Source organism: Ottowia thiooxydans DSM 14619 (assembly GCF_000422885.1).
Lineage (GTDB): Bacteria > Pseudomonadota > Gammaproteobacteria > Burkholderiales > Burkholderiaceae_C > Ottowia > Ottowia thiooxydans.
In genome coordinates, this window is record NZ_AUGX01000015.1 from 155,907 (window position 1) to 182,366 (window position 26,460).

Consider the following 26,460-nt stretch of genomic DNA (forward strand, 5'->3'; position numbering starts at 1 on the left):
AGCGTATCAGGCGTCAAGCTTGATGCCGCGGTCCTTGATGATCTTTCTCCAGGTTTCAATCTCCTTATTGAGGAAGGTCTCGAATTCCTTGGGAGTGGTCCCCCTGACGCGGATTCCTTCCATGGCCAGCTTGGGCGCAAGGTCCGGCGCCTTGACGGCATCGACGACAGCCTTGTTCAATCGCTCCACGATCGCTGGCGGCGTGTTGGCCGGAGCGGCAAAAGCCCACCAGCCCTCAATGTCGTAGGTGGGATAGCCCGCTTCCGCGATGGTGGGGTAGTCTTTGAAGGCTGGTGAGCGTTCTGCGCTTGTGATGGCAAGCACCTTCACGCGGTCGGCCTTCAGCGCTGCGGCGGCTCCCGAGTAGGTGCTGAAGGTGTAATCCAGTTGCCCGCCGATCAAATCGTTGATGACGGGCGCGGTGCCTTTGTACGGCACATGCAGCATCTTGATGCCCGCCACGGCCTGCAGCAACTCGCCCATAAGGTGGGCATTGCCCCCCGTACCGGAAGAACCGAAGGAGTAGTGGCCTGGCTTGTCTTTGGCGAGTTGCACCAGCTCTCTCACGTTTTTAACCGGAGAGTCCTTGCGTGTCAGCAGCAGAAAGGGCGCGCTCGCGGCGAGCGTGATGGGGGTGAAGCTTTTGACTGAATCGTAGGGAAGGCTGGGAACCAGGCTTGCATTGATGGCGTGAGCGGCCGGCATCTGGAGCAAGGTGTAGCCGTCGGGCTTGGCGGTGGCCACTGCTTGAGTGCCAATCAGCGTATTGCCTCCCGCGCGGTTTTCCACAATGACAGACTGCTTCAGGGATTGCGTCATCTGATCGGCAATGGCTCGTGCCAACACGTCATTGATCGCGCCTGGGGGATAGGGCACCACGATCTTGATGACGCGGCTCGGAAACTCTTCGGCATGGACGCCAACTGAAATGGCCGCGAGGCCACCTGCAAAGGCTTGAAGAATGGCTCTACGAGACGCTGAAGTTGATCCGGTGTGTAAAGAACTCATGTGGTTGTCTCCCAGGTAATAGAAAGCTGCTCGGGGTTCGAGCTATTGAAATCAACGCCTGTACCTATGGCGTCAGACACGGTGATGGATCCGTTCTTCACGTCGAATCCAGAGAACGGGTCGTCGAGAATGTGCTCGGACTCAGCCAACTCGACCCCCAGAGTGGGTGCAGGAAGAATGCTCGCCAGGTGGGCGGCTTGGGCCGATGCCAGGCGTGGCCCGAAGATCGCTCCTACCCGGCACTGCATGCCCGCGGTCTGGCACAGTTGGGCAGCTAGCAAGGTATCGCGCAAGCCACCGAAGTACGGAACCTTCAGGTTGAACGAATGAGCCGCTTTCATCTCAATCAGTTTGAGCAGGTTCTGTAGTGATCCAGCGATGCTCTCATCTGCCTCGATAGCAATGCTGGATTCGCGCGTGATCCGAGCCATGCCCTCCCAGTCGGTGCCAGCCACAGGTTGCTCCACCAGGCTCACGCCAAAACCCGAGAGCACCTTGCACAACTCCACCGCAGCATCTGTCTCGTAGGCCTGGTTGGCATCCACGGTCAGCAAGGCGGTGGGGCCGGCCGCTTGCCTCACCGCTTGAACCCTCTGCGTATCCAGTTCCCATTCACCACTTAGCTTGATCTTCAGGATTCGATAACCTTCCGCCGTTAGTTCCCGTGCGGCTTGAGCCATCTCCTCGGGCTCTTTGATCGGAAGCAAGCGTGCGGCAAGCGCCGTGCGCGTGATGGCTCCGCCGAGAATCTGGTGCAAGGAAACACCATGCTGTTTGGCCATCAAGTCATAGACTGCGCCAACGATGCCAGCCCTCACTGGCGCCACTCCCGAACAGGCTTCGTACAGCGTGCGATGCATTCGCTCGGTCTCGAACAGCGTGATGCCCCGAAGCGCCATGGCACCGGCTTTCAGCGCCTCGTATGTGCGGGGCGGATTAGGCTTGCCGATGGGTGTGGTCAGCACGTATCCGTAACCCGTCAAGCCTTGTGCGGTGGTGGTTGACACCAGCCAACCATGAACGTGCTCGATGTGGCCTTGGGAAAACCGCCAGGTCGGGTCTTGCTGGCGTTGCCGAAGCTCCGCCCACTCAAAGCGAATCTCGGAAGATGCGCTCAACCCGGTCTCCCGCTTGCTGCGTTCTGCTGCCGAGCGTGGGAATGAGCCTCTCGCAAAGGGTTCAAACCGCTTCGAGCCACACGTCCGTCGAGCTCGCGCCCCAAGGCCGCCTCGCAGGCCTCTACCGTTTCCAGAAGCCGGTTCAGATCGATGCCGGTGCGTATTCCCATGTTCTCGAACAGATCGATCAAATCCTCCGAGGCCACGTTACCCGTGTGACCTCCGCCGTACTTGACCTTGCTGGGATGCCCGCCCACGCCGCCCAGTGCGCAGTCGAAGTAGCGAACGCCTGCTTCATAGGCTGCTACGTAGTTGGCAATGCCTGTGCCTCGCGCATCATGGAAATGGGCGATGAGTGTGGCATCGGGAATGGCGTCTGCCACGCTATTGAACAAAGCACGGGTGGTCAGCGGAGTGGCTGTGCCGGTGGTGTCGCCCAAAGTGATGTGATGCACACCAAGATCGAACATGCGCTTTAAGTCTTTGACCACCTGAGCGGGATCGACCCAACCTTCGAACGAGCAGCCGAAGGCCATTGATATCGTTCCAATCAGACGGAACCGGCCTTGCGCGGCAGCGATCATTTCTTCAATGTTTCGCCATTGCTCTTCTCGGGTCCGCGCCAGGTTCTTCTTCGAGTGGGTGTCCGTGGCAGAAATCAGCAAGCTGATTTCGTTCGCGCCATAACCTGCATCAGCATCCACCAGTGCGCGCTCCACGGCTCTTACATTGGCACAGGTGGCTTTGTAGAAAACGCCCTCCTTGCGTGGCAGGGTACGCAGGACCTCACTCGCATCGGCGAACTGTGGAATCACCTTCGGGTTCGAGTAGGACGTGGCCTCGACGCGCTCGAAGCCCAGATCGGCTATTCGGCTGATGAGCTCCACCTTCTGGGGCGTTGGCAGGAACGCCGATTCATGCTGGAGGCCGTCACGGGGAAAGCACTCGCATAGAACGACGTCGCGCTCAAGCTGGTTGTTCATGGGGGTGGGTGTCATGGCGAAGGCGCGATGGTGGTCGCGGTGATGTTCCAAAGCCGGGTGGCATGCTCGCGGAGCTTGTTTTTCTGAATCTTGGAGCTGCCGGTCATGCCGATATGCTCGAACGTGTCCACTACGTCCAGGTAACGCGGAACCTTGAAGTTGGCACAGCGCTGTTTGCTCCACGCAATCAGTTCACCCCGCTCTGCCGTGCAGCCGTCCTTCAGCAGTATGAAGACCGCGGTGACCTCGCCGAGACGAGCATCCGGCACGCCAATTACCTGCGCTTGCTGTATGGCAGGGTGCGAGTGAAAGACCTCTTCAACCTCGGCAGGGGCCACGTTCTCACCACCGACCCGGAACATGTCTTTCAAACGCCCGACCATGCGAAAACGCCCTTGCGCGTTGCGTTCTCCGAGATCGCCTGTCTTGAGCCAGCCTTCTGGCGTGAAAGCCTTGGCGGTCGCCTCAGGTTGATTGTGATAGCCGCGCATCACGTTCCAGCCGCGCACCTGAATCTCGCCTTGCGCTCCGGCCTCTGAGAGAGCTTCGCCGGTTTCTGCATCCGCCAGCCGGACCTCTACGCCAGGGTGGGGAAACATGAACCCATCCCTGCGGTCTTCCAGGCTATCGTCCCAATCAGAGAGCAAGACGTTCGGTGATGCCTCGGATTGCCCATAGGCATTGCACATGTGTGGCACGCCCATCAGTTCGCTGATCTTCAGCATGACCTCTGGTCCGGCCGCCGCCCAACCTCCGCGCAGATGAATGCGGGCTTTGTCGAAATCGGGGTGACCGATCAGCATCAGGAAGATCGTGTCGTTCCCGGAAGTTAGCGTGCAGCGCTCGGTATCAAGCACGTCCAGTGCCTGGGCGACATCAAACTTGGGCAGGCTCAGTAAGCAGCATCCCGAGACCAGGCTGACCAGAATCGAAAGTGTGCTGCCGGCCACATGAAAGAATGGCCGAATGCTGAAGTAGCGGTCCGTCGGCTGAACGCCCATACGGCGAGCCACTGATGCGGCGTCACCGATCATGTTCAAGTGCGTCAGCATCACACCCTTGGGAAACGAGGTGGTGCCTGAGGTGTACTGAATCAACAGAATATCCTGGGGGCTCACCACACTCTTGGCTGCTTCCAGCTCTGCTTGGCTGACGAGTTCACCGGCGGCCAGAAACTGCTGAAGGCTGATGGCGCTGCCCGGCAAGTTGCTGCCGCCTACCTGAACCGCCATTTGAAGCGACGGAAGGGCTGTGCCGGGCAACTTCGACTGCACAGCCGGTTCCACCTGTGCCAGCATGGACTGGAAATCAATGCCGAGAAAGTTGCTCGCGTAAATGAGCAACTTGATGTTGGCCTGCCGAAGGCAATACTGGAGCTCATCTGGCTTGAACCGGGTGTTCACAGGCACGGCGACTGCGCCAATCATGGCGCAGCCAAAGAAAACCTCAATCCACAGGCTTTCATTGCCAAGCAAAATACCTACATGGTCGCCGCGGCGCACACCTGATTGAAGGAGGGCCCGAGCCATTCGAGTGCCCGATGCCTGAAGCTCGGACCACGTTCGCCGTTCACCTGGGCCAACGTACGCCTCCAGTGCTCCGCGGCTAGCCACGGTGGAAGCAAGCACATCGGCCAGCGTTTTAGGCAGGGGAATCTGGTTTGAATCAAGCAGCACCCTGCGCTCCCGAAGCTTGTGCGGCCGGGGCGGCGGCATCTGATCCGCCGAATCCGGAGATCGCCTTCTTCCAGTCGCTGTGTCGCAGGTTTTCCTGAATGGCGAGCAGCTCCTGGGCCATGGCACCTTCGCGCGTTGATTCCAGTCCGGTGTCGATACTGCGCTTGGTCAGCGCGACGGTCAGGGGATTGGCTTTGGCGATGCGCTCCGCAAGTTCTTGAACGCGCGCGTCCAACTCGGCGGTGGGGTACACGTGATTGACCAGCCCGAGTTCTCGAGCCTCTTCCGCTGCCACTTTTCTTCCAGAAAACAGCAGCTCCTTCGCCATGCGTCTTCCCACGATGCGTGGCAGGCGCTGCGTCGCGCCAATGGTTCCCCAGCCCACTTCGGGGTAGCAGAATACGGCCTCTGTACTCGCCAGGACGAAATCGCATGCGCCCGCGATTTCACACCCTGAGCCGTATGCCGGGCCGTGCACGACGGCGATCACGGGCTTGCTTAGACGCTCCATCGCCGCGTAGGCCGTGAAACCGTCCACTCGTCGCGCCAGCGCCTCCGCACCACTCATGGTTTGGCGCTCCTTAAGATCTGCGCCGGCACAGAAGGCGGGGCCTTCTCCGCGCAGCAAGATCACGCGGACGTTGTCGTCGGCGTCCAGCACTTCGCATGCGGCTACGATCTCGTGGCACATCTGAAGATTCAGCGCATTGCGGCTGTCTGGCCGAGCCAGACGCAAAGTCGCAATGCTCCCGGCGATGGTCACTTGAATGGCTTGGAAATCAGGTTGGCTCATCACTCGTTACTCCTGCAGCTTCATACCGGTGTCTTTCACCAGCTGTTCGAGGCGCTTGCCATCCAAGGCAGCAAAATCTCTGGCCTGCGTGCGCATTTGAGGAAGCAGCTCGGAGTTCTGCTTGTCCAGCGCAGCCCGGAATTCGGGCGAGGCTTTCACTTTTTCAAGGGCCTGCGCCAAACGCTCGACGACAGCAGGGGGCGTTTTGGCGGGAGCCGCCAAGCTGTACCAGCTACCGGTCTCCATGCCCTTGAGGCCTGCCTCCGCAAAGGTGGGCACAGTCGGCAGTTCCGGGGAGCGCTTGGCGCCACCGTAAGCCAGCGCTTTCAGGCGCCCATCCTTGATGAACGGCACCACCACCGAGACATTGAGCATGCCGGCCTGTACGGTACCTGCCACCATGTCGGTGGTGGCAGGCGCTGCGCCTCGATAGGGGATGTGAACCAGCGAAATGTCCGCAGCGTGCTTGAACATCTCAAAGGCAATATGCGGTGAGCTACCCATGCCCGCAGAAGCGTAGCTGAGCTTGCCGGGTTGAGGCTTCACGAGAGCGATGAACTCTTTGAGAGTGCCGGCTTTGACCCCGGGGTTCACCGTCAAGATGTTTGGAACGTTGGCGATCATGCCTACGAACTCGAAATCCTTGATGCCGTCATAGGGCACTTTGGTCGCCAGCGGTGTGACAGTGTGCGCGGCGGCGGTGCCCATCAGAAGCGTATAGCCGTCGGCTGGGGCCCGAGCGACGTAGGCTGCGCCCACTGACGCGCCGCCACCGGGGCGGTTGTCCACGATCACTGGCTGGCCGAGAACATCGCCCAATCGCTTGGCTAACTCGCGGCCGAGAATATCTGCCGGACCACCGGCAGCGTAGGGGTTCACCATGGTGATCGGTTTGGTGGGGAACGCGTCACCCTGGGCTTGGGCCACGGCTGCTACCGCGACTAAAAGGCCGGCAAGCAGTCGTTTGGGGAAAATATGCATGGTTGGCTACTTTCTTGGAAGAGGTCGGAAGGAAGTGATGGATCAGATGGCGTTCTGAGCGCGTAGAGCATCAATCTCGGCGGGCTGGAGTCCCAGCAGGTCCGAGAGCACGCCTTCGGTGTGTTCGCCCAGCAGGGGGGGGCGCTGCGTTTCGGGGTCATCCAGGCCGTCGAAGCGGAATGGAATCCGCAGACCCTTGAATTCACCGATGTGTGGGTGGTCGTACTTCACCACCATTTCGCGTTCTGCGACGTGTTCGTTGCTGAGAACTTCCTCAACGTTCAGGATGGGGCCGGCTGGCACCCCCACTTTGTCGCAACGCTTGCAAAGCTCATCCCGGCTGAGCTTCTTGATCGCGTCGCCCAGGCCCTGCATGACCTCCTCGCGTCTGGCCAACCTGTCAGCGTTTTTGAGCAGCGTCGGATCGTTGGCCCAAGCCTCCAGGCCGAGCAACTCGCACAGAGGCTTCCAGTGCTGGTCACTACCGGTGATCTGGACCCAATTCCCGTCGGAGCACTCAAACGCGGCAGAGGGAATGCGTCCTGGGTGTTCCGTGCCCAGCCGCTCCGGGATTTCCCCCAGAGTGAACCAGCGAGCCGCTGCGAGCGAGAGCAGGCCGACCTGTCCATCAAACATGGAGAAATCCACATGGCTGCCGTGTCCGCTGTTATGACGGCCATTGATGGCCGAGAGAATGGCAATGGCCACCCACAAGCCAGAGGTCAGATCAGCGACTGGTAGTCCCGGTTTCACAGGGCCGCCACCACGCTCGCCAGTGAGGCTCATGATGCCGCCCATCGCCTGGAACACGGTGTCGTACCCTTTGCGATGTGCATAGGGGCCGGTCATTCCGAAACCGGTGCAGGACACATAGACGAGCCGGTCGTTGAGTGGCTTCAGGGTTTCATAGTCCAGGCCATAGCGCTTAAGCGTTCCCGTGGGGAAGTTTTCGAGCAGCACATCTGATTTAGCTGCCAACCGGCGAATGATCTCTTGCCCCTCAGGCGAACGCAGATTGACGGTGACGGATCTCTTGCTGCGATTGAAAGCCAGGTAATACGCAGACACATCGCCTTCTTTGCCGTGCACCACCGGCTCGAAGGAGCGCGTTTCGTCTCCAGAGCCGGGCTGCTCCACCTTGATGACATCGGCTCCTAGTTCGGCAAGAATCATCGATGCGAATGGGCATGCCAACACGCGCGAAAGATCCAGGATCGTGAGGCCTTCCAGTGGTCGCATGCTCAGTGTTTCTCACTAGAAGAGCTGGCCGAGCGGAAGCCTCGCATCATCACGTTGGCGTCGCGGCCCACGCCGAGCGCGTCGCCCAGGGAGAGGTCGCTGGCCCGATGAAAGGTGCGCTTGGTCGTGGCCATGGCCAGAGGGCTCCAGGCCGCCATCTTGGAGGCCATTTGCATGGCGGTGTCAAAGACATCCTGATCGGGGACTACCCGGTTGGCCAGGCCCAGAGCCTTGACCTCGTGGCCATTGATCGCTTCTGCCATCGAAACAAGCTCGAATGCTTGCTTCTTACCCAGTTGCCGTACCAAATTCGCAAGCACCACGGCCGCCACGATGCCGTGCTTCAACTCGGGATATCCGAAACGGGCGGTTTCGGAGATCACCACCAGATCGCAAGCGATCGCCAAGCCCGCGCCGCCGCCCAGGGCATTGCCGCGTACGGCGGCTACGACTGGCTTGTTCATCTGAGAGAACACCAGGTGGAGCGATGTTGTGAGGTCTGCTCTTGCATTCACGGCTTGCGGCGCGTCTGGGAGCAAAGCGGAGAACTCGGTGGTGTCCGCGCCTGCACAGAAGGATTTTCCTGCCCCTATCAGAACCACCGCGTTGATGGCTGGGTCCGCGTCCGCAGCACGCAAACCTTCCAGCAATTCGCGGGTAAGGATGGTATTCAGCGCGTTGTGCTTTTCTGGCCGGTTCATGGTCAAAACACGAACCGCGCCGTGATCTTCGATCAGAAGGTGCTTCTCAGAACTCATGGATTTGTCTCTCTAGGGCGGGTTTATCGATTGGCGGGAGCTTTTCTCAGCGTGGATTGCCTCTTGGCAATCACAATAATTTGTGGACAATGTAAACTAACAAGTTGAGATCGTCAACTTAATTGCAGACTCCTCAAATGGTTGTTGACGCCGGGATTGATCTAGATCAGATCGATAAAATGGGCCAGCACTGGAAGATGAAAGTTGTATGAAGAAGCAAAAAGGCTCCAAGGCCGCCGAGCTTGTGTTTGGCGAGCTGTTGTCGACGCGGCTTCACGCGTTGGCAGGAATTTCCGCCACCGTGACCACATTGCGGATGCGTAGAAAGCTGAATCTGACCTTGCTGGAGTGGCGCGCGGTGGGGCACCTGGGTAGTTACGGTCCTTTATCGCTCAAGCAACTGGCCCAACGAACCGGGTTGGATAAGAGCTACGCCAGCCGTACAGTGACTGCGCTTGTCAATAAGGGCGCCATCGTGAGCGAGCGCAGTGAGGAAGATGGCAGGGGCGTGGTGCTGTCGCTCACCGAGCATGGCGTCAAACTCTTCCATGAGGGCATGGAAGATGCTCACCAGCGACACGACCATTTGCTTTCCACCTTGCCGGAAAGCGATCGCGAGAAGCTTCTTTCCATCCTGGGCGTTCTAACGACCCAGGCGAAATCCATGCTGAAAGAAGAGCGCGCCATCTCAGGCGGGTGATGCCGGGCGCCTGACGCTGGAGTAAAAGTCGGCCATCCGGGAATGGCGAGAGTGAAGGGAGCGACGGGCCGCCGAAATCCCTGCTATGTCTGGCATGTGACATCTCAGGCGAATCCGCTGTGAGAGGATGCACCTAGCCTGACATTCCAACGCCACTTCCCTAGAAGCAGGAGCCTCTCACATGGATTTTTCCTTATCGCCGGAAATCATTGCCTTGCGCGACAAGACGCGCGAGTTCATTGCCGATCAGATCATCCCCCTCGAAAACGACGAGCGCAAATCCCATCATGGCCCCAGCGAGGAGCTTCGCCGCGAACTGGTAGGGCGTGCGCGGGCAGTTGGCCTGCTCACCCCCCATGCTTCCAAAGAAATGGGCGGCCTGGGCCTCAGCCATATCGCCAAAGCGGCAGTGTTCGAAGAAGCCGGCTATTCCTGGTTAGGCCCCACGGCACTCAATATCCATGCACCAGATGAGGGCAACATCCACCTCATGGAAGAAGTGGCTACTGTGGAGCAGAAGGAGCGCTGGTTGCGTCCCCAAGTGGCAGGGGAAACCCGCTCCTGTTTCGCCATGACTGAGCCTTCCCCGGGTGCGGGGGCTGACCCCTCCATGCTTGCGACCACGGCAGTGCGTGATGGTGATGATTACCTGATCAACGGCGTAAAGTGGTTCATCACCGGGGCTGATGGCGCTGATTACATCATCATCATGGCGCGCATGGAAGATGGCTCCGCCACCATGTTCCTCTCTGATATGGACCGCCCTGGCATCACTCTGGAGCGCAACATGGACGCCATGGATGCGTGCTTCACGGGCGGCCATGGCGTCTTGCGCTTCGAAAACCTCAGGGTACCCGCGAGTGATGTACTGGGTGAAATCGGCAAAGGTTTCCGCTATGCGCAGGTTCGTCTTGCACCGGCACGGCTTACCCACTGTATGCGCTGGCTGGGGCAAGCCAGGCGCGCACACGATATCGCGCTCAACTATGTGAGCAGGCGCCACGCTTTCGGCAAACCACTGGCGGAACACGAAGGCGTCGGCTTCATGCTGGCAGATAACGATATAGATCTTCAGACTTCGCGTCTGCATATCTGGCACACCGCGTGGCTGCTTGATCAGGGCGAGAAGTGCAACTATGAATCCAGCCGGGCCAAGGTGGCTTGCTCTGAAGCAGAGTGGCGTGTGGTGGATCGATGCGTGCAAATGCTGGGCGGGCAGGGCGTGACGGCGGAATCACCTGTGATGCGGATCTTCACCGATATGCGCGCGTTCCGGGTCTATGATGGTCCCAGCGAAGTCCATCGCTGGAGCATGGCTCGCAAGCTCGTGCACGCTGCCGGAAAAACAAGCAGCTGATTCACTAACGACGTTTTGATGTTCTAAAAAATAAAGGGAGACAACCCATGTTGAAGCTCTGCGGATTTGCCGCCAGCAATTACTACAACAAGGTCAAACTGGCATTGCTTGAAAAGGGCGTGCCTTTCGAGGAGGTACTGGCGTGGCTTGGTCAAACAGACGCTGCAGCCAGCCCCCTCGGCAAGGTGCCCTATGCCATCACAGACCAGGGGCCGTTGAGCGAGTCCACGGTCATCCTCGAGTACATCGAGGACACCTATCCTGAGAAGCCTCTCATGCCTGCCAGCCCCTATGAGGCGGCCAAGGTGCGTGAGATCCTGCGCTACATTGAATTGCACCTGGAACTGCTCGCGCGCAACCTCTATCCTGAGGCGTTCTTTGGCGGCAAGGTGAGTGAGAACCTGAAAGAAAAAATTCGTCCCCAACTGGAGAAGAATATCGCTGGGTTTGGCCAACTGGCCAAGTTCTCGCCCTTCATTGCTGGCGAGAATTTCACGCTGGCGGATTGCGCTGCTGCCGTGCACTTACCCCTGGTGAGCAGCGCCAGCAAAATCATCTATGGGCAAGATATGCTGGCCGGCCTGCCCGTGAAAGATTACCTCAAGCGCTTGGGGGAGCGGCCCACGGTGCAGAAGGTCAATGCTGATCGAAAAAGCAATACCGAGTTGATGATGGCTCGGATGAAAAAGCCCTGAGTCTCGCGCCGAAGAGCCCAGGACCTAACACTCCGCCTCTCGGCTGATCCCTCTCTCGTCTTGTCGCGTCGTCAGGCGCGGCTCTCCAATCCCCTTGTCATTGCGACGAAAGCTGAGGAGCTGATAGGGCGCCGATGGGTTTTTCCAAAGCGAAGCCTAAAGCCAAAAGGCGGCGCATCCTGATTTGCCAGTTTTGAGAACTCCAGGGCGACTCTCGGGAATGCGAGGTAGCGAGACTGCTGCAGCGCGGCGCAGCCGATAAAGAGATTGCACGCCAACTTGGGATTAGCTATGCCACCGTGCGCTTTCACGTGGGACACCTGATGCGCAAGCTGAAGGTGGGAAACCGTACCGCAGCGGTCGCGCGCCTCAGTCAGATCTCATAGCCTGATGAATGGCGCCCAATCCCTGCTGGTATGCTCCGACGAGGCTTTTTGCACCAGTGCTGTCGTCGGTCTCCTTGGAAGGCCATGAAGACGTCTCTGCACAGGCAAACGCTGCGGCATTTTCGCTGCTAGCACCACACCTTTATTCCCGGATTGCACCTCGGATCTGGCACTTCAGTGACCGGCTGGAGTGCGGCATATTGGGTGCAGTACGGAGCAGGTTAAACAACTAAGAAACCATGTCTATTCAAATCATTCGCCAGAGCTCTATCACCGCACTTGCAGACGCGGGCGTACCGTCTATGCCCATTGGGCCTGCTCCTAAACTTAGCGGCGCAGATTTCACTTTGCCAGAGGGTTCTGCCGAGGCGGGGGTCTGGGAGTGCGAGCCAGGTAGCTTCCGGAGGCAGGTCGCTCGCGCCGAAGTCATGCATTTGCTGGAGGGAAGTTGCGTGTTCCAACCAGATGAAGGTGAGCCTATATCTTTCGGAGCGGGCGATAGCCTGTACTTCCCGGAAAACACTGTGGGCACTTGGGAGATCAAGACCCGGATCCGCAAGGTTTACGTCATCATTTGAAGTTGAGCGGTGCGGCCAGGAAGCCGTAGTGCCCACTGGCCGCCTTGTGATCCAAGGGATACCGCCTTTAGCCGCCTACTTCTCCAAATCCCTGGGTGGGCTGCACATGCCCATCATCGAACTGCAGGGTTCGTTCTGGCCAGCGCAGGGCGGCAAGTTTGAAATCATGCCCCACGACACCACCAGACTTTCGTTCCAGCCAGCGCCCACCAGCTGAGAAATCAACGCAAAACACATTCCCGCGAGCCCCATGCCACGAAAGAGGGTGAGTGTTCTCAAAAAGATCTACGTCCCCTTTGCCGACGAGGGTTCGATCAATAGCCCGCAGCCGGCGCCAGTAGTGGCCCACCACCACAGGCGTGGATTCGGCATACATATCCCACCACGGAACCCGCGAGACGAATCGCCACTTACCGCCTGCGAAAAATGGGATGGCACCTTTCTGCTCCACCCCTGAGGTGAGCACCTTGAGCGGATTCACCATCTGCTTGTTCGCCTCGAACTCTGCGTGCGCGTGCAGAAAAGGAGGCTGGTGCTCGTTACTTTCCAGGCTATGCGCCCAATGCTCCATTTCCTTGGCCATGCGTTCTTCCAACGCGGATTCGCGAGCTTGCTGCTGACCCAGGTGTTCCCACTTGTCGTATTCGTCTCGAACGCTTCCCAGAGGCAGATGCCGCACCGCATCAATTTGAGGGTTTTGCCAGGCTGCATGAATCACGCGCAAGTCAGTGCGTTCCAGCCCAATGGGCAAGGCAGATAGGAATTCCACAATATCGCGGCGCTGCTGCGGGGTGGGCCGCCGAAAGGGTGCGTATTTTTTCTGGTCCCGTGCAAGGCGGGCATCGAAGAACCAACCCGATCCGTCCTTGGCGTCATCACGCAGGAGGTTGATCTCATGGTTGCCCAGAACGGCCAGGGCTCGACCCGTTTGCACCCACTGCTGTGCCAACTCCAGCACGGCGGGGCTGTCAGGTCCGCGATCGCAGAAGTCTCCCACGAACACCAGTTTGCGGCCCTCGGGGTGGTTGCCCTGATCGTCGTAGCCGAGATGGCTCAGCAACTGAACGAGGGCTTCGAACTCACCATGAATATCGCCAACGATGTCTAGCGGACCGCTGGGAAGGGGCTGAATCAAGCTCATGAGTATTTTCCGTGGCGTCAATGCACTTACAGCAGAGAATACATGCATGACCTCTTCTGCTCTGGTATGGCTACGGCGCGATCTGCGTTGCTACGATCAATCCGCCCTCTATCAGGCGCTGCGTCGGTTTGAGCGTGTTTATTGTGCCTTTATCTTCGATACCGATATTTTGGATGTCCTGCCCAATAGGGAGGACAGGCGCGTGGAGTTCATCCACGCCAGCGTGCTCGAACTCCATGAGGCCTTGCAGGCCATGGCGCTGCGCAGCGGAGCTCCGGGCGGCGGTGTGATGGTGCGTACTGGTTCTGCGGCAAGCTGCATTGTGGAACTGGCGCAAAAACTGGGTGTGCAGGAGGTGCTGACCAACCGGGACTATGAGCCTCAAGCAGTGGAGCGAGACCGGCGCGTGGCGCAGGATCTGCGTTCGCTGGGTATTGCGTTCACCGACTACAAAGATCATGTGCTGCTTGATAGGGATGAGGTACTTACGCAGCAAGGAAGCCCATATAGTGTGTTCACGCCTTACAAACGCGCCTGGCTGCAAAAATTGGACGCGTTTCAGCTCAAGCCCTATCCGGTAGAGCGCTATGCAAGGCACCTGGCAGAACTCCCACGGGGTGAGCGCCTGCCTACTCTGGAAGACCTTGGCTTCTCCCGGACCAACTTGAAGGACTTGCGGATTCCTTTGGGTATGAAAGGGGCGCAGCAACTGCTGCAAGACTTCTTGCCGCGCATGCGCGCGTATGACGTAGATCGGGATTTCCCCGGCCGCAAAGGCGTCTCATACCTCTCAGTGCATTTGCGCTTTGGCACCGTTTCGATTCGCCAACTCGCTGCGCTGGCTCAAGAGCGCGCTCTGCAGGGTGACCCAGGCGCTCAGACCTGGCTTTCAGAGCTGGCTTGGCGTGATTTCTACTTCATGATCTTGCACTATCACCCGCATGTAGTGACCCAATCATTTCGCCCCGCTTACGACCTTGTAGCCTGGGATGACGCGCCTGAACTTTGGCAGGCTTGGTGCAACGCCCAGACCGGCTATCCACTGGTGGATGCTGCCATGCGGCAACTGCACCAGACTGGCTACATGCACAACCGCCTGCGTATGGTGGTTGGCAGCTTTCTCACCAAAGACCTGGGTATTGACTGGCGCAGGGGTGAACGCCATTTTGCTGAGCACCTCAATGATTACGACCTATCTGCCAACAATGGTGGGTGGCAGTGGGCGGCATCAACGGGCTGCGATGCACAACCATGGTTTCGCATCTTCAATCCTGTAACCCAATCGCAGCGCTTCGATCCTGATGGCCGATTTATTCGTCGGTACGTACCTGAGTTGGCGAAGGTCCCAGACAAGCATATTCACTTTCCTGCTGGCATGAAGCCGGCGGAGCTGCAAGCGTGTGGCGTTCATTTGGGCAAAACCTATCCGGCTCCAATCGTTGATCATGCCCGCGCGCGTCAGCGAACTCTGATGCGATTTCACTTTCTTAGCGCAGACGCGAAGCCTGCGACTGACGCAGAGTGACGGGTCTGATTGAGCTTCTTTGCCTCTGCTCGCCTAGAGGGCCTCTAGCCCCCTGGTCCGGAGCTCGCCGTATCCGTTCACACCTTCTGAGGTTCTATGGTTTCGGTCAAGTTGCAAAGATCGTTTGAGCTACAAACTACCGTTCGGGTTGAGCTTGTCGAAACCTTGCGCAACGCTTCGACAAGCTCAGCGCGAACGGTTCTTATGAGCTTTTCAAAGGGCTTATAGCCTTCTCAGGCAGAACGGGATGCAAATTTTATAAGGCCGCATCAATAGTTGTCTTTTGAGACGTCCGTATGCGGCTTGCGTCGGGCGGATCGGTCGACGAGCAGCCACGCGAAAAGCAGCGGAGCTATGACGGCAAGCGTCGCCAGCAGGACGTGCAGCAGATCAGTCAAAGTGATGCGGACCGGACTGCTTGATTTGAGGTCTGGTTTCATACCACGCCGCTATGCGACTGAACACGCAAAACAGTGTGATGAACCCAGAAATCACAGAAAGTACGAAAACAATGTCCTGGAGAAATTGAGGCATTTCGCGGCGTCTAGTGGCCCTTGAATTTGTGGCTGAACCTTACGCTGAAGCGGCCCCTTAGGTCGTAAATTCCGCATAAATTCTCGCTCGTCCGTGCGGAGTTTCAGCAGGCCTCGAAAGGACGCTTTTCCGCGCTCTCCGTAGAAGAGCTCGCTTGAAATTTACGCAGAAGTTATGACGACGCGGAAGGTAAAAGCGAATACTGACGCATGGCAATTTCGCCGTTCGATTCCGATAAGGATATGCGTCTCAAGCTCTTCAAATCTCTCGCAGGTACCGCTGCGCTATGCGGTGGTGCTGCGGTCGCCGCGTGGCCCACGGCGGCTGCCGCCCAACTCACTGGTAGCCTGGCACTGACTTCTGACTACGTATGGCGTGGCTCTTCCCAAACCCGCGAGAAGCCTGCTATTCAAGGCGCTGTCAAATACGCCCATGACTCGGGGCTCTATGCATCGGTGTGGGGTTCGAACGTCAAATTCAAGCCCGACAACGGTGCGACGGCTGAGTTAGATATCGCGCTGGGATGGAACGGAAAAGTCGCTCCAGACTGGGCGCTTGATGTGTACTTCCTTCGTTACCAGTACCCAGGCGCGCATACGAGTCTCAACTGGAATGAGATCAATGCCGCCGTGACCTGGCGTGACAACTATTGGATATCAGTCGGGCGTTCCACGAATGCAATGGCCAGCAAGTCGACCGGTACCTACGCGCTCATCGGAACGCGCTACCCCATCAATGATGACTGGCGAGTAGAGGGAACGCTGGCACGTTACTTCCTGGACCATGCATACGCCAAGAGCTACACGCATGGGTCTCTCGGCGTCATCTGGGCGTTCAAGGCGCCCTTCGAGGCTCGGCTGACAGTGCACAGCACCGACTCAGCGACCAAGCAGCTCTTCCCTGGCATGGGCGGTTCACGCGTCGAGTTTGCGCTTCAGGCGTCTTTCTAAGCGGTTCATTTTCGTGACCGCACCCCTCTTTGGGATCCACAGAGTATCAAATCATGCTTGAACCACTTCTCCTACTAGCGCTGCTCATTCTGGTGGGCTGGCCATTCGGTCGCTATCTCGCGGCGGTCATGCGCGGCGCTCCTATGCGCAGCGACGCGATGTTTTCCTGGGCCGAACGCCCTCTCTATGCATTGCTGGGCACCCGGCCCCAAGTGGGCATGAGCTGGCGTGGGTATGTCGGCGCATTCTTGTTGTCCAACCTGTTGCTCGCCATCACCGTATGGGTACTCTTCATGACGCAGGCTTGGCTGCCCCTCAATCCGGATGGTGTGCCGAATATGAGTTGGGACTTGGCGCTGCACACGATGGTGTCGTTCCTCACGAACACCAACCAGCAGCACTACTCAGGCCAGGCCCAGTTGTCTTACTTGTCGCAGATGACGGGCATTGTGGGCCTCCAGGTGGTCACGCCTGTCATGGGTTTGGCAATGGTCGCGGCCACATTGCGTGGGCTGTTCGGCGGCCGCCAGGCTATGAATCAGGAACTGAGCCACTCCACTACGTCAGATACCAAGGCCACCATTGACGTAGGAAACTATTGGGCCGACGTGATACGCGCCACGCTGCGTTTTGTGCTTCCGCTGTGTCTCGTATGGTCCGCATTGCTGACTTGGCAGGGCGTGCCAGCCACCCTCTCGGCAGGCCCCGTGGCAACGCCCGTAGAAGCCACTGCAGAGTTCAAGGAGCAAAAAATACCGCTCGGCCCTGTGGCGCCCATGGTCGCCATCAAGCAACTGGGTAGCAACGGTGGTGGATGGTACGGCCCGAACAGTTCGGTGCCGCTGGAAAACCCCACGCCACTCAGCAACTTCCTCGAGCTCTTTGCCATTGCCATCATTCCTGTATCCATTGTGTTCATGGTGGCGCCTTTTACGGGGCGGCGCAGGTTCGGAACCATGGTGTTCGGCACCATGCTGGCCATGTCTGTTCTTTCGGCTGGCATCAGCCTGTGGTCAGAAAGCTATTCCGCAACCACTGTGGATACCGCGCTGATGGAGGGCAAAGAGGTTCGACTGGGGGCTGAAGCTTCGGCGCTGTGGGCTGCCACTACGACGCAGATCAACAACGGCTCCGTTAATTCGATGCTCGACTCTGCAGCTCCCCTGACTGGAATGATGTCCATGATCAACATGCTGATCAACGCCATCTGGGGTGGGGTGGGTTGCGGCCTGATGCAATTCCTGGTTTATCTGATGCTGTCAGTCTTCCTGGCAGGCCTCATGACGGGGCGTACGCCGGAGCTATTTGGTCGAAAAATCGAAGGGCCGGAAGTCAAGCTATTGGCGATCCTGGTGCTGCTCCAGCCGTTGGTGATCCTGGGCTTTACCGCAGTCACGTTGGCTGTACCCAACCTGGCAGGCAATTCGAATCCGGGCTTCCACGGTATTAGTCAGGTCTTCTACGAGTATGTCTCGGCCTTTGCCAATAACGGATCAGGTTTTGAGGGCTTGGGCGATGCCACAGTGTGGTGGAACGTCAGTTGCGCCATTGTGCTGGCACTTGGTCGCTTTCCTTCCCTGGTGATCCCCCTGGCCATCTCCGCCATGCTGGCAGCCAAACGCCGCTCCCCGGAAAGCTCAGGAACGCTTCAGGTCGAAACGCCGACGTTCGCATTCACGCTGATTGGTATCGCCGTCATTCTCACGCTCTTGCAGTTCATGCCCGTGCTGGTCCTTGGCCCCGTAGCTGACCATTTGTTGCTGACTGAGTTGCTGGCTCGGTGAAGGAATCTCAAACATGACGACTACAAATACACAATCCTCGGTGAGCAACGCGCACAGCTTAAAGCCCGCGCTGATTGATTCGATCAAGAAGCTGGCCCCTCAGCACGCCATTAAGAATCCCGTGATGGCCGTGGTCTGGCTGGGCACTGTTCTAACAGGTGTGGCTACCATCGCTGGGTGGACCACCGCCGGTTTTGGCTGGTCCGTGACGCTGATCCTGCTGGCAACCGTGTTGTTCGCCAACTTCGCAGAAGCGGTGGCTGAGGCACGTGGCCGCGGCCAGGCAGCTTCCTTGCGCCGAGCTCGCAAGGATCTGGTCGCACGCCGGGTCGATAAGGCGGGCAAGGAAACCACTGTGCCGGCAGCAGAGTTGCGGCCCGGGGACTTGGTGGTCGTAGAAGAAGGCCAACTCGTACCCGCAGACGGTGAGATCGTTGAAGGTTTGGCGACCATCAACGAGGCCGCAGTGACCGGAGAGTCCGCGCCAGTGCTGCGCGAAGCCGGGACTGACCGCTCAGGCGTGATCGGCGGCACCAAGGTACTGTCTGATCGCATCATTGTTCGCGTGACAGCCGAACCAGGCGCCAGTTTTCTGGACCGCATGATCTCACTCGTGGAAGGTTCGAACCGGCAAAAAACGCCCAACGAGATCGCTTTGGGCATCGTGCTCGCCGTCATGACCCTGACTTTCCTGATTGTGGTGGTCACGCTGCCCTTCATTGCTGGCTTCGTGAACGTTGAGATCAATGTGGTGCTGCTGGTGGCGCTGCTGGTTTGCCTCATTCCCACCACCATTGGCGGCCTGTTGCCCGCCATTGGCATTGCGGGCATGAACCGCGCGCTCAAGGCCAATGTGCTGGCCAAGTCCGGTAAGGCGGTGGAGGTGGCGGGCGACGTAGATGTGCTGCTGCTCGACAAGACCGGCACGATCACCTACGGCGATCGCCAGGCCACGGCTTTTTATGCGCTCGCTGGTGTGGACGCCAGCCATCTTCGCCAGGCCGCATTGCTGGCTTCACTGGCGGATCCCACGCCGGAAGGCAAATCGATTGTCAAACTGGCCCGCGAGAAGGGCGAGCAGCTTGTTGATCCGGCGCATGCTCACTTTATGCCGTTTACTGCGCAGACTCGCATGTCTGGCGTTGATTTGCCGGATAACCGGGTGATCCGAAAAGGCGCCATGAGCGCGATCATCAAGCATGTTGAATCGCTGAATGGGCACGTTCTGGCTGAGCTGGAAGTGCGCGTCAATAATGTCGCACGTAAAGGCGCCACACCTCTCGTCGTCAGCGATGGCCGCCACGTGCTTGGCATCATCGAACTGTCTGACGTGATCAAACCCGGCATCAAGGAGCGTTTTGCGCGCTTGCGTGAGATGGGCGTGAAGACAGTCATGATCACTGGCGACAACAAGTTGACCGCCGCCAGCATTGCCGCAGACGCCGGCGTAGATGACTACATTGCCGAGGCTACACCCGAAGACAAGCTCGCTCGCATTCGTGCCGAACAGGCTGGAGGGCGCTTGGTGGCCATGGTGGGTGATGGCACTAACGACGCGCCTGCACTTGCTCAGGCTGACGTGGGGCTGGCCATGAACTCTGGCACGCAAGCTGCGAAAGAGGCCGGCAATATGGTGGACCTGGATTCTGATCCGGCCAAGCTCCTGGCCGTGGTGGAGATCGGCAAGCAGCAGCTCATCACGCGCGGTGCGCTGACGACCTTCTCACTGGCGAATGATGTGTCCAAGTACTTCGCCATCCTGCCCGCACTGTTCGCTTCAGCCATACCGTCCATGGCTGCTCTCAATGTGATGAACCTGTCGAGCCCGTCCAGCGCCGTGTTGTCAGCATTGATCTTCAACGCTTTCATCATTCCCGCGTTGATTCCACTAGCCCTGCGTGGCGTTCGCTTCAAACCAGCCAGCGCGACCCACCTGCTGCGCAACAACATGCTGATCTACGGCGTCGGGGGTGTGGTGCTTCCGTTCATTGCGATCAAGTTCATCGACATGACTTTGTCTGTTCTCTTCCACATTTGAGGTGTTTCCCATGAACGTTAACTCTTCTCTCACTTCCAATTCCGCTCAAGCTGGGAGAACCGGCCTTGAGCATTCTCCGGTGGTGGACCGGGGGGCTTGGCGTGGTGCCGTCGGCCTGATGGTTCTTTCTCTGGCCGGCTTCGGCTTCATCTACTCCCTGGCCGGTGTGGGTGTTGGGCAAGCCCTGTTCCCCAAGACGGCGAACGGCAGCATTGTCGAGCGTGATGGAAAAGTGATTGGCTCCGAGCTGGTGGCACAGCCCTTCGGCAGCGATCAATACTTTCAACCGCGACCCTCGGCAGCTGCATACAACACCATGGCGCTGGCAGGCAGCAACCAGGCACGCACCAACCCGGAGATGCGCAAGCGGTTGGAAGAGGCGCGCATGGCCGTTGCGCAACGTGAGGATATAGAGCCCTCTGCCGTGCCTGGCGATCTGATCACGCAGTCCGGCGGGGGGATTGATCCTCACATCAGTCCGGAAGGTGCAGCGGTTCAGATTGCCAGGGTAGCCCGCGCACGAGGCTTGGATCCGAAAATCGTTCAAGCGATGGTTGCTGAGTACACCGAGGCTAAGCAGCTTGGTTTCCTGGGGCAGGAGCGGGTCAATGTTTTGAAACTCAATCTTGCCCTGGATTCACGCAAACCGGGCTAAGCTTTAAGTGGACCGACTGGCACGGATCCTTTCGAGCGATAAGATTATCAACACGCTCCTGGCTCCGACCTACCGGTTAGAACGCGCCGTGAACTCAACAGAAACCTATGGGCTCTGAAAACAAAGAACAAGCTGACGCCCTTGTCGGTGAGCTGCGGCGCCAAGCGGCAGGGAGGCTGACCGTCTTTATTGGTGCCGCGCCCGGGGTAGGCAAAACCTACGCCATGCTGGCTCGTGCGCGTGAGCTACACCGCCAGGGGGTTGATGTGTTGATAGCGATCGTGGAGACGCACGGGCGTGGCGAGACACAAGCCATGGCCGATGGCCTGCCCCAGTTGCCACGAAAGAAGGTGGAGTACCAGGATCGCTTGCTTGATGAAATGGATCTCGACGGCCTCTTGGCGCGCAAACCTGCCATCGCGCTGGTGGATGAGCTGGCCCATCGCAACGCGCCGGGTAGTCGGCATGAGCGCCGATGGCAAGACGTGGAGGAGCTTCTCGATGCTGGCATTGACGTCTACACCACAGTCAACATCCAGCATCTGGAGAGTTTGAACGATGTCGTGCATCAGATCACCGGCATTCGCGTGAGCGAGACCGTGCCCGATTCAGTGTTCGAGCGGCTGCGAGACATTCGGCTGGTGGACTTGCCCGCGCGGGAACTGATTGAGCGCCTGAACCAGGGTAAGGTGTACCTGCCGGAACAGGCCACTCAGGCCCTGCAAGCATTCTTCTCCCCATCCAATCTCACGGCGCTGCGCGAACTGGCCATGCAGACCGTCGCTGAGCACGTGGATGCGGATCTGCGTGAGAAGCGCACAGCTCGCGGATTGGCTGGCATGGTCATTCAACGCCATGTGCTGATTGCCATTGATGGCAAAGGCCAGTCGGAATACCTGGTGCGAGCTGGCGCGCGGATTGCTGAGAGACGCGGCGCACCCTGGTCGGTTGTTTCCGTGGATACAGGGCACTCCGCTGACGCGGCGCTTCATGCGGAAGATCTCGAACATGCGGCGTCTCAGCGCCACTCGATGGCCTATGTGGAGCAGCAGCGCCAGATCGAAATCGACAAGGCTTTCGCTCTCGCGCGCAGTCTGGGCGGGGAGACAGAGATGATCCACAACACGGACATCACGCAGGCGCTTCTGGACGCCGCAGCCCTGCGAGGGGCCCGTGCCATCGTAATTGGACGTACCCGCGAGCGCCCCATTGCGCGAATTTTCAACCGCACATTGACTCAGCAGCTCTTGCAAAGAGGTGCTCGCTACGAACTGACCATCGTCAGCACCCCGCAGGTAAGGCAGCGTGCGCGGCGATTGCACGATCTGGCGGGCGAGCGGTTGGCCAAGGGCGAGCTGTCACTAATCCTGCTCGCCACTTTAGGGGCCGTCGCGGCGGCTGCCGTCGCCGAGCGATTCGTGGGGTTGGAAGATCTATCCACGGTGTTTCTGATTGCAGTGTTGCTGGTGGCTTCCCGGACTCGCATGGCCGCTGCGGTCATCACCGCGATACTGTGCTTTCTAGCGTATGACTTCCTGTTCATCGAGCCGCGTTATACCTTTCTCATCAGCGCACAAAGGGGCGTGGCCACCGTGCTCCTGTTCATGGCCGCAGCTTTGATTGCCGGGCGTCTGGCGTCTAGGCTGAGAATGCAAGTGATCTCTTTGCGTGCTGCCAACACCCATGCCACGGTCATTCAAAACCTGGCTCGGCAATTGTCCAAGGCGGCCGATCTGGGTCAGGTTATTTCTGCCAGTTCTTCCGTGCTCCAGTCCAGCTTGAACGCTCAGGCATGGCTGCGCATTAACGGCGAGTCAGGCCCTTCTGCAGTTGAAAGTGAGTTCACCGAGAAAGATCTGGTGGCCGCAGACTGGTCGGAGCAACACGGACAAGCCAGCGGCCGCTACACCGACACGCTGGCCAACTCCAGTTGGTGGTTTCTTCCCATCCGCGCTGATCAAGACACGCTGGGCGTGGTGGGGCTGCGGTTTCCTCCAGGGATGGGGCGGCTGTCATTCGAACAGCGCAGACTTGCGGAGAGCATGACGGAAGACATCGGGCAAGCTGCATTGCGTGCTCGCCTAGTCTCAGAGCTGGAGGTGGCGCGAGTGGCCGGCGAAACAGAACGGCTGCGCTCAGCGCTGCTGTCTTCGGTCTCTCATGATCTGCGTTCGCCGCTGTCATCCATGATCGGTGCGGCTGACAGCCTGGCCCGTTATGGGAAAGACATGAGCTCAGAGGATCGCCTGAGCTTATTGGAAACCATTCGAGTGGAGGGCGAGCGACTGGACCGCTACATTCAGAATTTGCTGGACATGACCCGGTTGGGCCAGGATGGCCTGACCTTATCGCGTGATTGGATTGGGGTGGATGAGCTCATTGGCTCCGCCTCGCGGCGTCTTCAGCGCTATGAGCCCACGGTGAAGGTGGAAAATGACATCGACCCTGAGATAGGGTTGATCCACGTCCATCCGGCGTTGATCGAGCAAGCTATCTTCAATGTCATGGAAAACGCCGCTAAATTCTCTCCGCCGGGCGAGCCTATCAGGGTGCAGGCCCAAGCCGCCGAAGGCAATACCGTGCGCATTGATATCTCGGACCGCGGACCTGGCATTCCTGCACACGAACGGCGAAGAATATTCGACATGTTCTACAGTGTGGAGCGTGGAGACCGGGGAAAGCAGGGAACGGGTCTTGGCCTGACGATCGTCCAGGGGATTGTGGGCGCCCATATGGGGGCCGTGGAGGCTTTGCCTGGGCCCCAAGGGCAAGGTACATCCATTCGGCTGACCCTGCCACGGGGTGAGCAGCCTGGAAAAGAGGTTTGAACTCGTGAGCCAAGTCTTGGATTCCGCACCCGCACCGCGCGTTCTCATCATTGACGATGAGCCGCATATTCGCAAACTCATTGACATCAGCCTGCGATCCCAAGGTTATCTCACCTTGCTGGCAGCAACCGGCCAGGAGGGCTTGAGCCTGCTCGCAGGAAAGGGTGCCGACATCGTGGTGCTCGATCTGGGGCTCCCTGATCGTGACGGGCAGGACGTTCTCAAGGACCTGCGGCGGTGGTCGCGGGTTCCCGTCATTGTGCTGACCGTGCGCTCAGGCGAAGAAGAAAAGGTGGCGTTGCTGGATGCCGGTGCCAATGACTATGTGACCAAGCCGTTTGGGATTGAGGAACTCATGGCACGTATCCGTGCCCTTCTCCGAGTGAGTGGCTTGCGCAGTGAGACCGGGCCAGTTTTTGACGATGGACATCTGCACATTGACCTCGCCCAACGCGAGGTGCAAGTTCTGGGACAGCCCGTCATCCTCTCCCGCAAGGAGTTTGCACTGCTGGCGCTGCTCGTTGAACAGTCAGGGCGGCTGGTTCCCCAGCCCCAGCTTTTGAGGGAGGTCTGGGGTCCGACCCATGAAGAAGACGCCCACTACCTGCGGATTCTTGTGGGGAAACTGCGTCATAAGCTGGGCGACGATGCCTCGGCGCCCAGGTACATCGTCACGGAGCCCGGCGTGGGGTTGCGGTTTGTGGGTAAGGATCGCCTGGATGTACGTTGAAAAGGCGACAAGCCCGCTGTTTGAGAAAAAAAGTGCGCGACATAGGTCAGTAAAGAGGCTCCGCTTAGACTCACGGCCGTAAAGGAACGCATTCCATGGCATCTTGGCTTCGACAGTTTTTAATCTACGCCATCTCTGTAGTACTCGCCGTGGCGCTGATCGGTTGGATCTTGCACTACGGTTCATCGCTGGCTCCTGCTGTGGCAGCCGCACCGGACGCCGACGCGAAGGGCCTTTTTGGCTCTATGCAGGACAACATGGCCCACCCCCTCAGCCGCTTGTTCGTCCAGTTGCTGGTGATCATCGCAGCTGCACGTCTTGCCGGTGCTGCTTTCGTCAGGCTTGGCTTGCCCGCAGTGGTTGGGGAGATGACCGCAGGTCTATTGCTGGGCCCTTCCTTGCTTGGACACGTCTGGCCACAGGCCTTTGCGTTTGTCTTCCCTTCTGACTCTCTGGGAGCCCTACGCCTTTTCAGTCAGATCGGTATCTGCCTGTTCATGTTCACGGTGGGCATGGAGCTCAAGGCGGACCATCTGCGTCACAAGGTTCGCTCGGCGGTGGCTGTCAGCCATGCCAGTATTGTGGTGCCGTTCTTGTTGGGCACCGCTCTTGCGATCGTGTTGTTCGAGCCGCTCGCCGGCCCGCAAGCGAGCTTTCGTGCATTCGCGCTGTTCCTCGGGATCTCTTTGAGCATCACGGCATTTCCTGTGCTCGCGCGCATTCTTCAAGAGCGGGGTATGACACATACCCCGTTAGGGGCCACCGCCATAGCCTGCGCAGCGGTGGATGACGTCACCGCCTGGAGCATCATGGCCTTTGTCGTGGCCATATCCCGCTCGGCCGACTTGGCTGGAGCCGCCGTGGCGCTTGTTCTGGCACTGCTGTTTGTGGTGATCATGCTGACTGTAGTCAAGCGCTTCATGCCTCGTTGGGTAGACACGTCCGGGAAAGAGCCGTCTTCTGGCGCCTTGGCCGTTGTGGTGTGTGTCATGGTGGCGGCCAGCTTGTCCACGGAGCTTATTGGCATCCATGCCTTGTTTGGCGCCTTTCTGGCAGGCGTCGTGATGCCGGACGAGAACGATTTCCGCGATCGCATCCGCACCCGGGTGGAGCGGTTCAGCAGCGTGATGCTGTTGCCTCTGTTTTTCGCGTTCACGGGGCTGCGCACCGAGATCGGCCTGATATCCAGCCTGGGAGATTGGCTGACCTGCGCGGCGATCATTGCGCTGGCAACGGTGGGGAAACTGGGTGCGACTACGTTTGCCGCACGTTGGACGGGCATGGGATGGCGAGATTCCTTGCAATTGGGTGCGCTCATGAACACACGAGGTCTCATGGAGCTCATTGCCTTGAACATCGGCTATGACCTGGGAATTTTGTCGCCGCGAATTTTCACCATGCTGGTGATCATGGCGCTTGTGACGACCTTCATGACCGGGCCGCTGCTAACTTTGTTTCAACGTGGCCAGAGCCGGGCTGTGCCGCTAAAAATTTGAAGCACGAAGTGGAAGTGGCTGGGGAAGCGAGGTTCCTATTGACGCTTTCGGAGTTCATGTCGATCAACCCACCACCGTTCACCCTGAGGTTCTATGGTTTCGGTCAAACGGTGAATGGTGTTGAAGAAAAATGCCGTTCGGGTTGAGCTTGTCGAAACCTTGCGCAACGCTTCGACAGGCTTGTATGGTTTGGTTTCCATCAACCAACCATGAAGAAAGGGCGAGGAGCCGGGATGGAGGGACATCGACGGGCATCGGCCATTGCATTAGACCCAATGGACCGACTTACTGAGTCAGCACCCCATCCCTGCGCCGAGCGACGATAAGGAACCTGGCGACGTCACCTGCATGATGCAGTCTCGATCTCCAATTCTTGCAAGCTCACGCCGACAGCAGGGCCCACCCCGGCACTCGTATTTTGTACGATGAAGATCCAACAAGCTACCCAATTTGTTGGCGTAGATGTAGCAAGCGCCCATCTGGATGTCGCTGTGCATGGGCAAACCA

The 26,460-nt window shown here is 58.7% G+C and carries 23 protein-coding genes and 1 pseudogene; 13 read left to right on the forward strand and 11 right to left on the reverse strand.

Going from position 1 to position 26,460, the window contains the following annotated elements:
* Positions 1 to 6: 6 nt before the first annotated feature.
* Genes G518_RS0115085 through G518_RS0115120 form a run of 8 tightly spaced genes read right to left on the reverse strand, consistent with a single transcriptional unit; the run spans position 7 to position 8,556 of the window.
* Entirely contained in the window at positions 7 to 1,008 is a 1,002-nt protein-coding gene (locus G518_RS0115085; RefSeq protein ID WP_028603269.1) for a Bug family tripartite tricarboxylate transporter substrate binding protein, read from the reverse strand.
* A complete protein-coding gene (locus tag G518_RS0115090; protein WP_028603270.1) occupies positions 1,005 to 2,126 on the reverse strand; it encodes a mandelate racemase/muconate lactonizing enzyme family protein in 1,122 nt (373 codons plus the stop codon). The genes G518_RS0115085 and G518_RS0115090 overlap by 4 nt, the downstream gene beginning before the upstream one ends.
* Complete coding sequence (locus G518_RS35295) at positions 2,123 to 3,124, reverse strand: hydroxymethylglutaryl-CoA lyase (RefSeq protein WP_245597974.1); 1,002 nt, start codon at positions 3,122 to 3,124, stop codon at positions 2,123 to 2,125. The genes G518_RS0115090 and G518_RS35295 overlap by 4 nt, the downstream gene beginning before the upstream one ends.
* Positions 3,121 to 4,785, reverse strand: a complete 1,665-nt coding sequence (locus G518_RS0115100) for an AMP-binding protein (RefSeq protein ID WP_028603271.1) — start codon at positions 4,783 to 4,785, stop codon at positions 3,121 to 3,123. The genes G518_RS35295 and G518_RS0115100 overlap by 4 nt, the downstream gene beginning before the upstream one ends.
* Positions 4,775 to 5,578 carry an enoyl-CoA hydratase/isomerase family protein gene (locus G518_RS0115105; protein WP_051236733.1) on the reverse strand — a complete coding sequence of 268 codons (804 nt, stop codon included), beginning with the start codon at positions 5,576 to 5,578 and terminating at the stop codon, positions 4,775 to 4,777. Before G518_RS0115105 ends, G518_RS0115100 begins: the two co-directional genes overlap by 11 nt.
* Before the next feature lie 6 nt (positions 5,579 to 5,584).
* Positions 5,585 to 6,559: a Bug family tripartite tricarboxylate transporter substrate binding protein gene (locus G518_RS0115110; RefSeq protein ID WP_028603273.1), complete on the reverse strand. Its 975-nt coding sequence runs from the start codon at positions 6,557 to 6,559 to the stop codon at positions 5,585 to 5,587.
* Between the two features lie 42 nt (positions 6,560 to 6,601).
* Positions 6,602 to 7,798, reverse strand: a complete 1,197-nt coding sequence (locus G518_RS0115115) for a CaiB/BaiF CoA transferase family protein (protein WP_028603274.1) — start codon at positions 7,796 to 7,798, stop codon at positions 6,602 to 6,604.
* A 2-nt stretch (positions 7,799 to 7,800) separates the two neighbouring features.
* Positions 7,801 to 8,556: an enoyl-CoA hydratase/isomerase family protein gene (locus tag G518_RS0115120; RefSeq protein ID WP_028603275.1), complete on the reverse strand. Its 756-nt coding sequence runs from the start codon at positions 8,554 to 8,556 to the stop codon at positions 7,801 to 7,803.
* Positions 8,557 to 8,764: 208 nt separating this feature from the next.
* On the opposite strand from G518_RS0115120, the gene G518_RS0115130 reads away from it, so the two are divergent.
* The 5 genes and pseudogenes from G518_RS0115130 (at position 8,765) to G518_RS0115145 (ending at position 12,272) form a co-directional block, all read left to right on the forward strand.
* A complete protein-coding gene (locus tag G518_RS0115130; RefSeq protein WP_028603276.1) occupies positions 8,765 to 9,256 on the forward strand; it encodes a MarR family winged helix-turn-helix transcriptional regulator in 492 nt (163 codons plus the stop codon).
* A gap of 181 nt (positions 9,257 to 9,437) precedes the next feature.
* Positions 9,438 to 10,613: an acyl-CoA dehydrogenase family protein gene (locus tag G518_RS0115135; RefSeq protein ID WP_028603277.1), complete on the forward strand. Its 1,176-nt coding sequence runs from the start codon at positions 9,438 to 9,440 to the stop codon at positions 10,611 to 10,613.
* Positions 10,614 to 10,660: 47 nt separating this feature from the next.
* A complete protein-coding gene (locus G518_RS0115140) occupies positions 10,661 to 11,308 on the forward strand; it encodes a glutathione S-transferase (RefSeq protein WP_028603278.1) in 648 nt (215 codons plus the stop codon).
* A 224-nt stretch (positions 11,309 to 11,532) separates the two neighbouring features.
* Positions 11,533 to 11,694, forward strand: a pseudogene (locus tag G518_RS41540) (helix-turn-helix domain-containing protein); the annotation flags it as partial.
* A gap of 239 nt (positions 11,695 to 11,933) precedes the next feature.
* Positions 11,934 to 12,272: a cupin domain-containing protein gene (locus G518_RS0115145; RefSeq protein WP_028603279.1), complete on the forward strand. Its 339-nt coding sequence runs from the start codon at positions 11,934 to 11,936 to the stop codon at positions 12,270 to 12,272.
* Positions 12,273 to 12,339: 67 nt separating this feature from the next.
* Here the strand turns inward: G518_RS0115145 and G518_RS0115150 are convergent, their stop codons facing one another.
* Positions 12,340 to 13,413, reverse strand: a complete 1,074-nt coding sequence (locus G518_RS0115150) for a metallophosphoesterase (protein WP_028603280.1) — start codon at positions 13,411 to 13,413, stop codon at positions 12,340 to 12,342.
* 46 nt (positions 13,414 to 13,459) lie between these two features.
* On the opposite strand from G518_RS0115150, the gene G518_RS0115155 reads away from it, so the two are divergent.
* On the forward strand, positions 13,460 to 14,938 hold the full coding sequence (locus tag G518_RS0115155; RefSeq protein ID WP_028603281.1) for a cryptochrome/photolyase family protein: 1,479 nt from the start codon (positions 13,460 to 13,462) through the stop codon (positions 14,936 to 14,938).
* 269 nt (positions 14,939 to 15,207) lie between these two features.
* Here G518_RS0115155 and G518_RS40415 read toward each other — a convergent pair whose 3' ends face one another.
* The gene (locus G518_RS40415; RefSeq protein ID WP_169457951.1) at positions 15,208 to 15,378 is read right to left on the reverse strand and encodes a hypothetical protein; all 171 of its coding nucleotides are present in this window, start codon (positions 15,376 to 15,378) and stop codon (positions 15,208 to 15,210) included.
* Between the two features lie 303 nt (positions 15,379 to 15,681).
* Here G518_RS40415 and G518_RS0115165 point away from each other — a divergent pair, with 303 nt between their 5' ends.
* From G518_RS0115165 to G518_RS35300, 7 genes are all read left to right on the forward strand, one after another.
* Positions 15,682 to 16,422: a TorF family putative porin gene (locus tag G518_RS0115165; RefSeq protein ID WP_245597975.1), complete on the forward strand. Its 741-nt coding sequence runs from the start codon at positions 15,682 to 15,684 to the stop codon at positions 16,420 to 16,422.
* 53 nt (positions 16,423 to 16,475) lie between these two features.
* Positions 16,476 to 18,206: a potassium-transporting ATPase subunit KdpA gene (gene kdpA / locus G518_RS0115170; protein WP_028603283.1), complete on the forward strand. Its 1,731-nt coding sequence runs from the start codon at positions 16,476 to 16,478 to the stop codon at positions 18,204 to 18,206.
* Between the two features lie 13 nt (positions 18,207 to 18,219).
* Positions 18,220 to 20,244, forward strand: coding sequence for a potassium-transporting ATPase subunit KdpB (gene kdpB, locus G518_RS0115175; protein ID WP_028603284.1), 2,025 nt, complete (start codon positions 18,220 to 18,222; stop codon positions 20,242 to 20,244).
* Between the two features lie 10 nt (positions 20,245 to 20,254).
* Positions 20,255 to 20,899, forward strand: a complete 645-nt coding sequence (kdpC, locus tag G518_RS0115180; protein ID WP_028603285.1) for a potassium-transporting ATPase subunit KdpC — start codon at positions 20,255 to 20,257, stop codon at positions 20,897 to 20,899.
* 107 nt (positions 20,900 to 21,006) lie between these two features.
* Entirely contained in the window at positions 21,007 to 23,727 is a 2,721-nt protein-coding gene (locus G518_RS0115185; protein WP_028603286.1) for a sensor histidine kinase, read from the forward strand.
* 4 nt (positions 23,728 to 23,731) lie between these two features.
* Positions 23,732 to 24,457, forward strand: coding sequence for a response regulator (locus G518_RS0115190; protein WP_028603287.1), 726 nt, complete (start codon positions 23,732 to 23,734; stop codon positions 24,455 to 24,457).
* A gap of 95 nt (positions 24,458 to 24,552) precedes the next feature.
* Positions 24,553 to 25,953: a cation:proton antiporter gene (locus G518_RS35300; protein ID WP_051236735.1), complete on the forward strand. Its 1,401-nt coding sequence runs from the start codon at positions 24,553 to 24,555 to the stop codon at positions 25,951 to 25,953.
* A gap of 293 nt (positions 25,954 to 26,246) precedes the next feature.
* Here the strand turns inward: G518_RS35300 and G518_RS40655 are convergent.
* The coding region (locus G518_RS40655; RefSeq protein WP_211231715.1) for a hypothetical protein at positions 26,247 to 26,460 on the reverse strand (214 nt) is incomplete at its 5' end.

Bases quoted from the DNA above. Each gene is read 5' to 3' on its own strand.
- G518_RS0115085 (WP_028603269.1), bottom strand. From the start codon at position 1,008: ATGAGTTCTTTACACACCGGATCAACTTCAGCGTCTCGTAGAGCCATT.
- G518_RS0115130 (WP_028603276.1), top strand. From the start codon at position 8,765: ATGAAGAAGCAAAAAGGCTCCAAGGCCGCCGAGCTTGTGTTTGGCGAG.
- G518_RS40415 (WP_169457951.1), bottom strand. From the start codon at position 15,378: ATGAAACCAGACCTCAAATCAAGCAGTCCGGTCCGCATCACTTTGACT.
- G518_RS0115140 (WP_028603278.1), top strand. From the start codon at position 10,661: ATGTTGAAGCTCTGCGGATTTGCCGCCAGCAATTACTACAACAAGGTC.
- G518_RS0115185 (WP_028603286.1), top strand. From the start codon at position 21,007: ATGGGCTCTGAAAACAAAGAACAAGCTGACGCCCTTGTCGGTGAGCTG.
- kdpC (WP_028603285.1), top strand. From the start codon at position 20,255: ATGAACGTTAACTCTTCTCTCACTTCCAATTCCGCTCAAGCTGGGAGA.
- G518_RS35300 (WP_051236735.1), top strand. From the start codon at position 24,553: ATGGCATCTTGGCTTCGACAGTTTTTAATCTACGCCATCTCTGTAGTA.
- G518_RS0115105 (WP_051236733.1), bottom strand. From the start codon at position 5,578: ATGAGCCAACCTGATTTCCAAGCCATTCAAGTGACCATCGCCGGGAGC.
- G518_RS0115110 (WP_028603273.1), bottom strand. From the start codon at position 6,559: ATGCATATTTTCCCCAAACGACTGCTTGCCGGCCTTTTAGTCGCGGTA.
- G518_RS0115150 (WP_028603280.1), bottom strand. From the start codon at position 13,413: ATGAGCTTGATTCAGCCCCTTCCCAGCGGTCCGCTAGACATCGTTGGC.
- G518_RS0115115 (WP_028603274.1), bottom strand. From the start codon at position 7,798: ATGCGACCACTGGAAGGCCTCACGATCCTGGATCTTTCGCGCGTGTTG.
- G518_RS35295 (WP_245597974.1), bottom strand. From the start codon at position 3,124: ATGACACCCACCCCCATGAACAACCAGCTTGAGCGCGACGTCGTTCTA.
- kdpB (WP_028603284.1), top strand. From the start codon at position 18,220: ATGACGACTACAAATACACAATCCTCGGTGAGCAACGCGCACAGCTTA.
- G518_RS0115155 (WP_028603281.1), top strand. From the start codon at position 13,460: ATGACCTCTTCTGCTCTGGTATGGCTACGGCGCGATCTGCGTTGCTAC.
- G518_RS0115145 (WP_028603279.1), top strand. From the start codon at position 11,934: ATGTCTATTCAAATCATTCGCCAGAGCTCTATCACCGCACTTGCAGAC.
- G518_RS0115135 (WP_028603277.1), top strand. From the start codon at position 9,438: ATGGATTTTTCCTTATCGCCGGAAATCATTGCCTTGCGCGACAAGACG.
- G518_RS0115165 (WP_245597975.1), top strand. From the start codon at position 15,682: ATGGCAATTTCGCCGTTCGATTCCGATAAGGATATGCGTCTCAAGCTC.
- G518_RS0115120 (WP_028603275.1), bottom strand. From the start codon at position 8,556: ATGAGTTCTGAGAAGCACCTTCTGATCGAAGATCACGGCGCGGTTCGT.
- kdpA (WP_028603283.1), top strand. From the start codon at position 16,476: ATGCTTGAACCACTTCTCCTACTAGCGCTGCTCATTCTGGTGGGCTGG.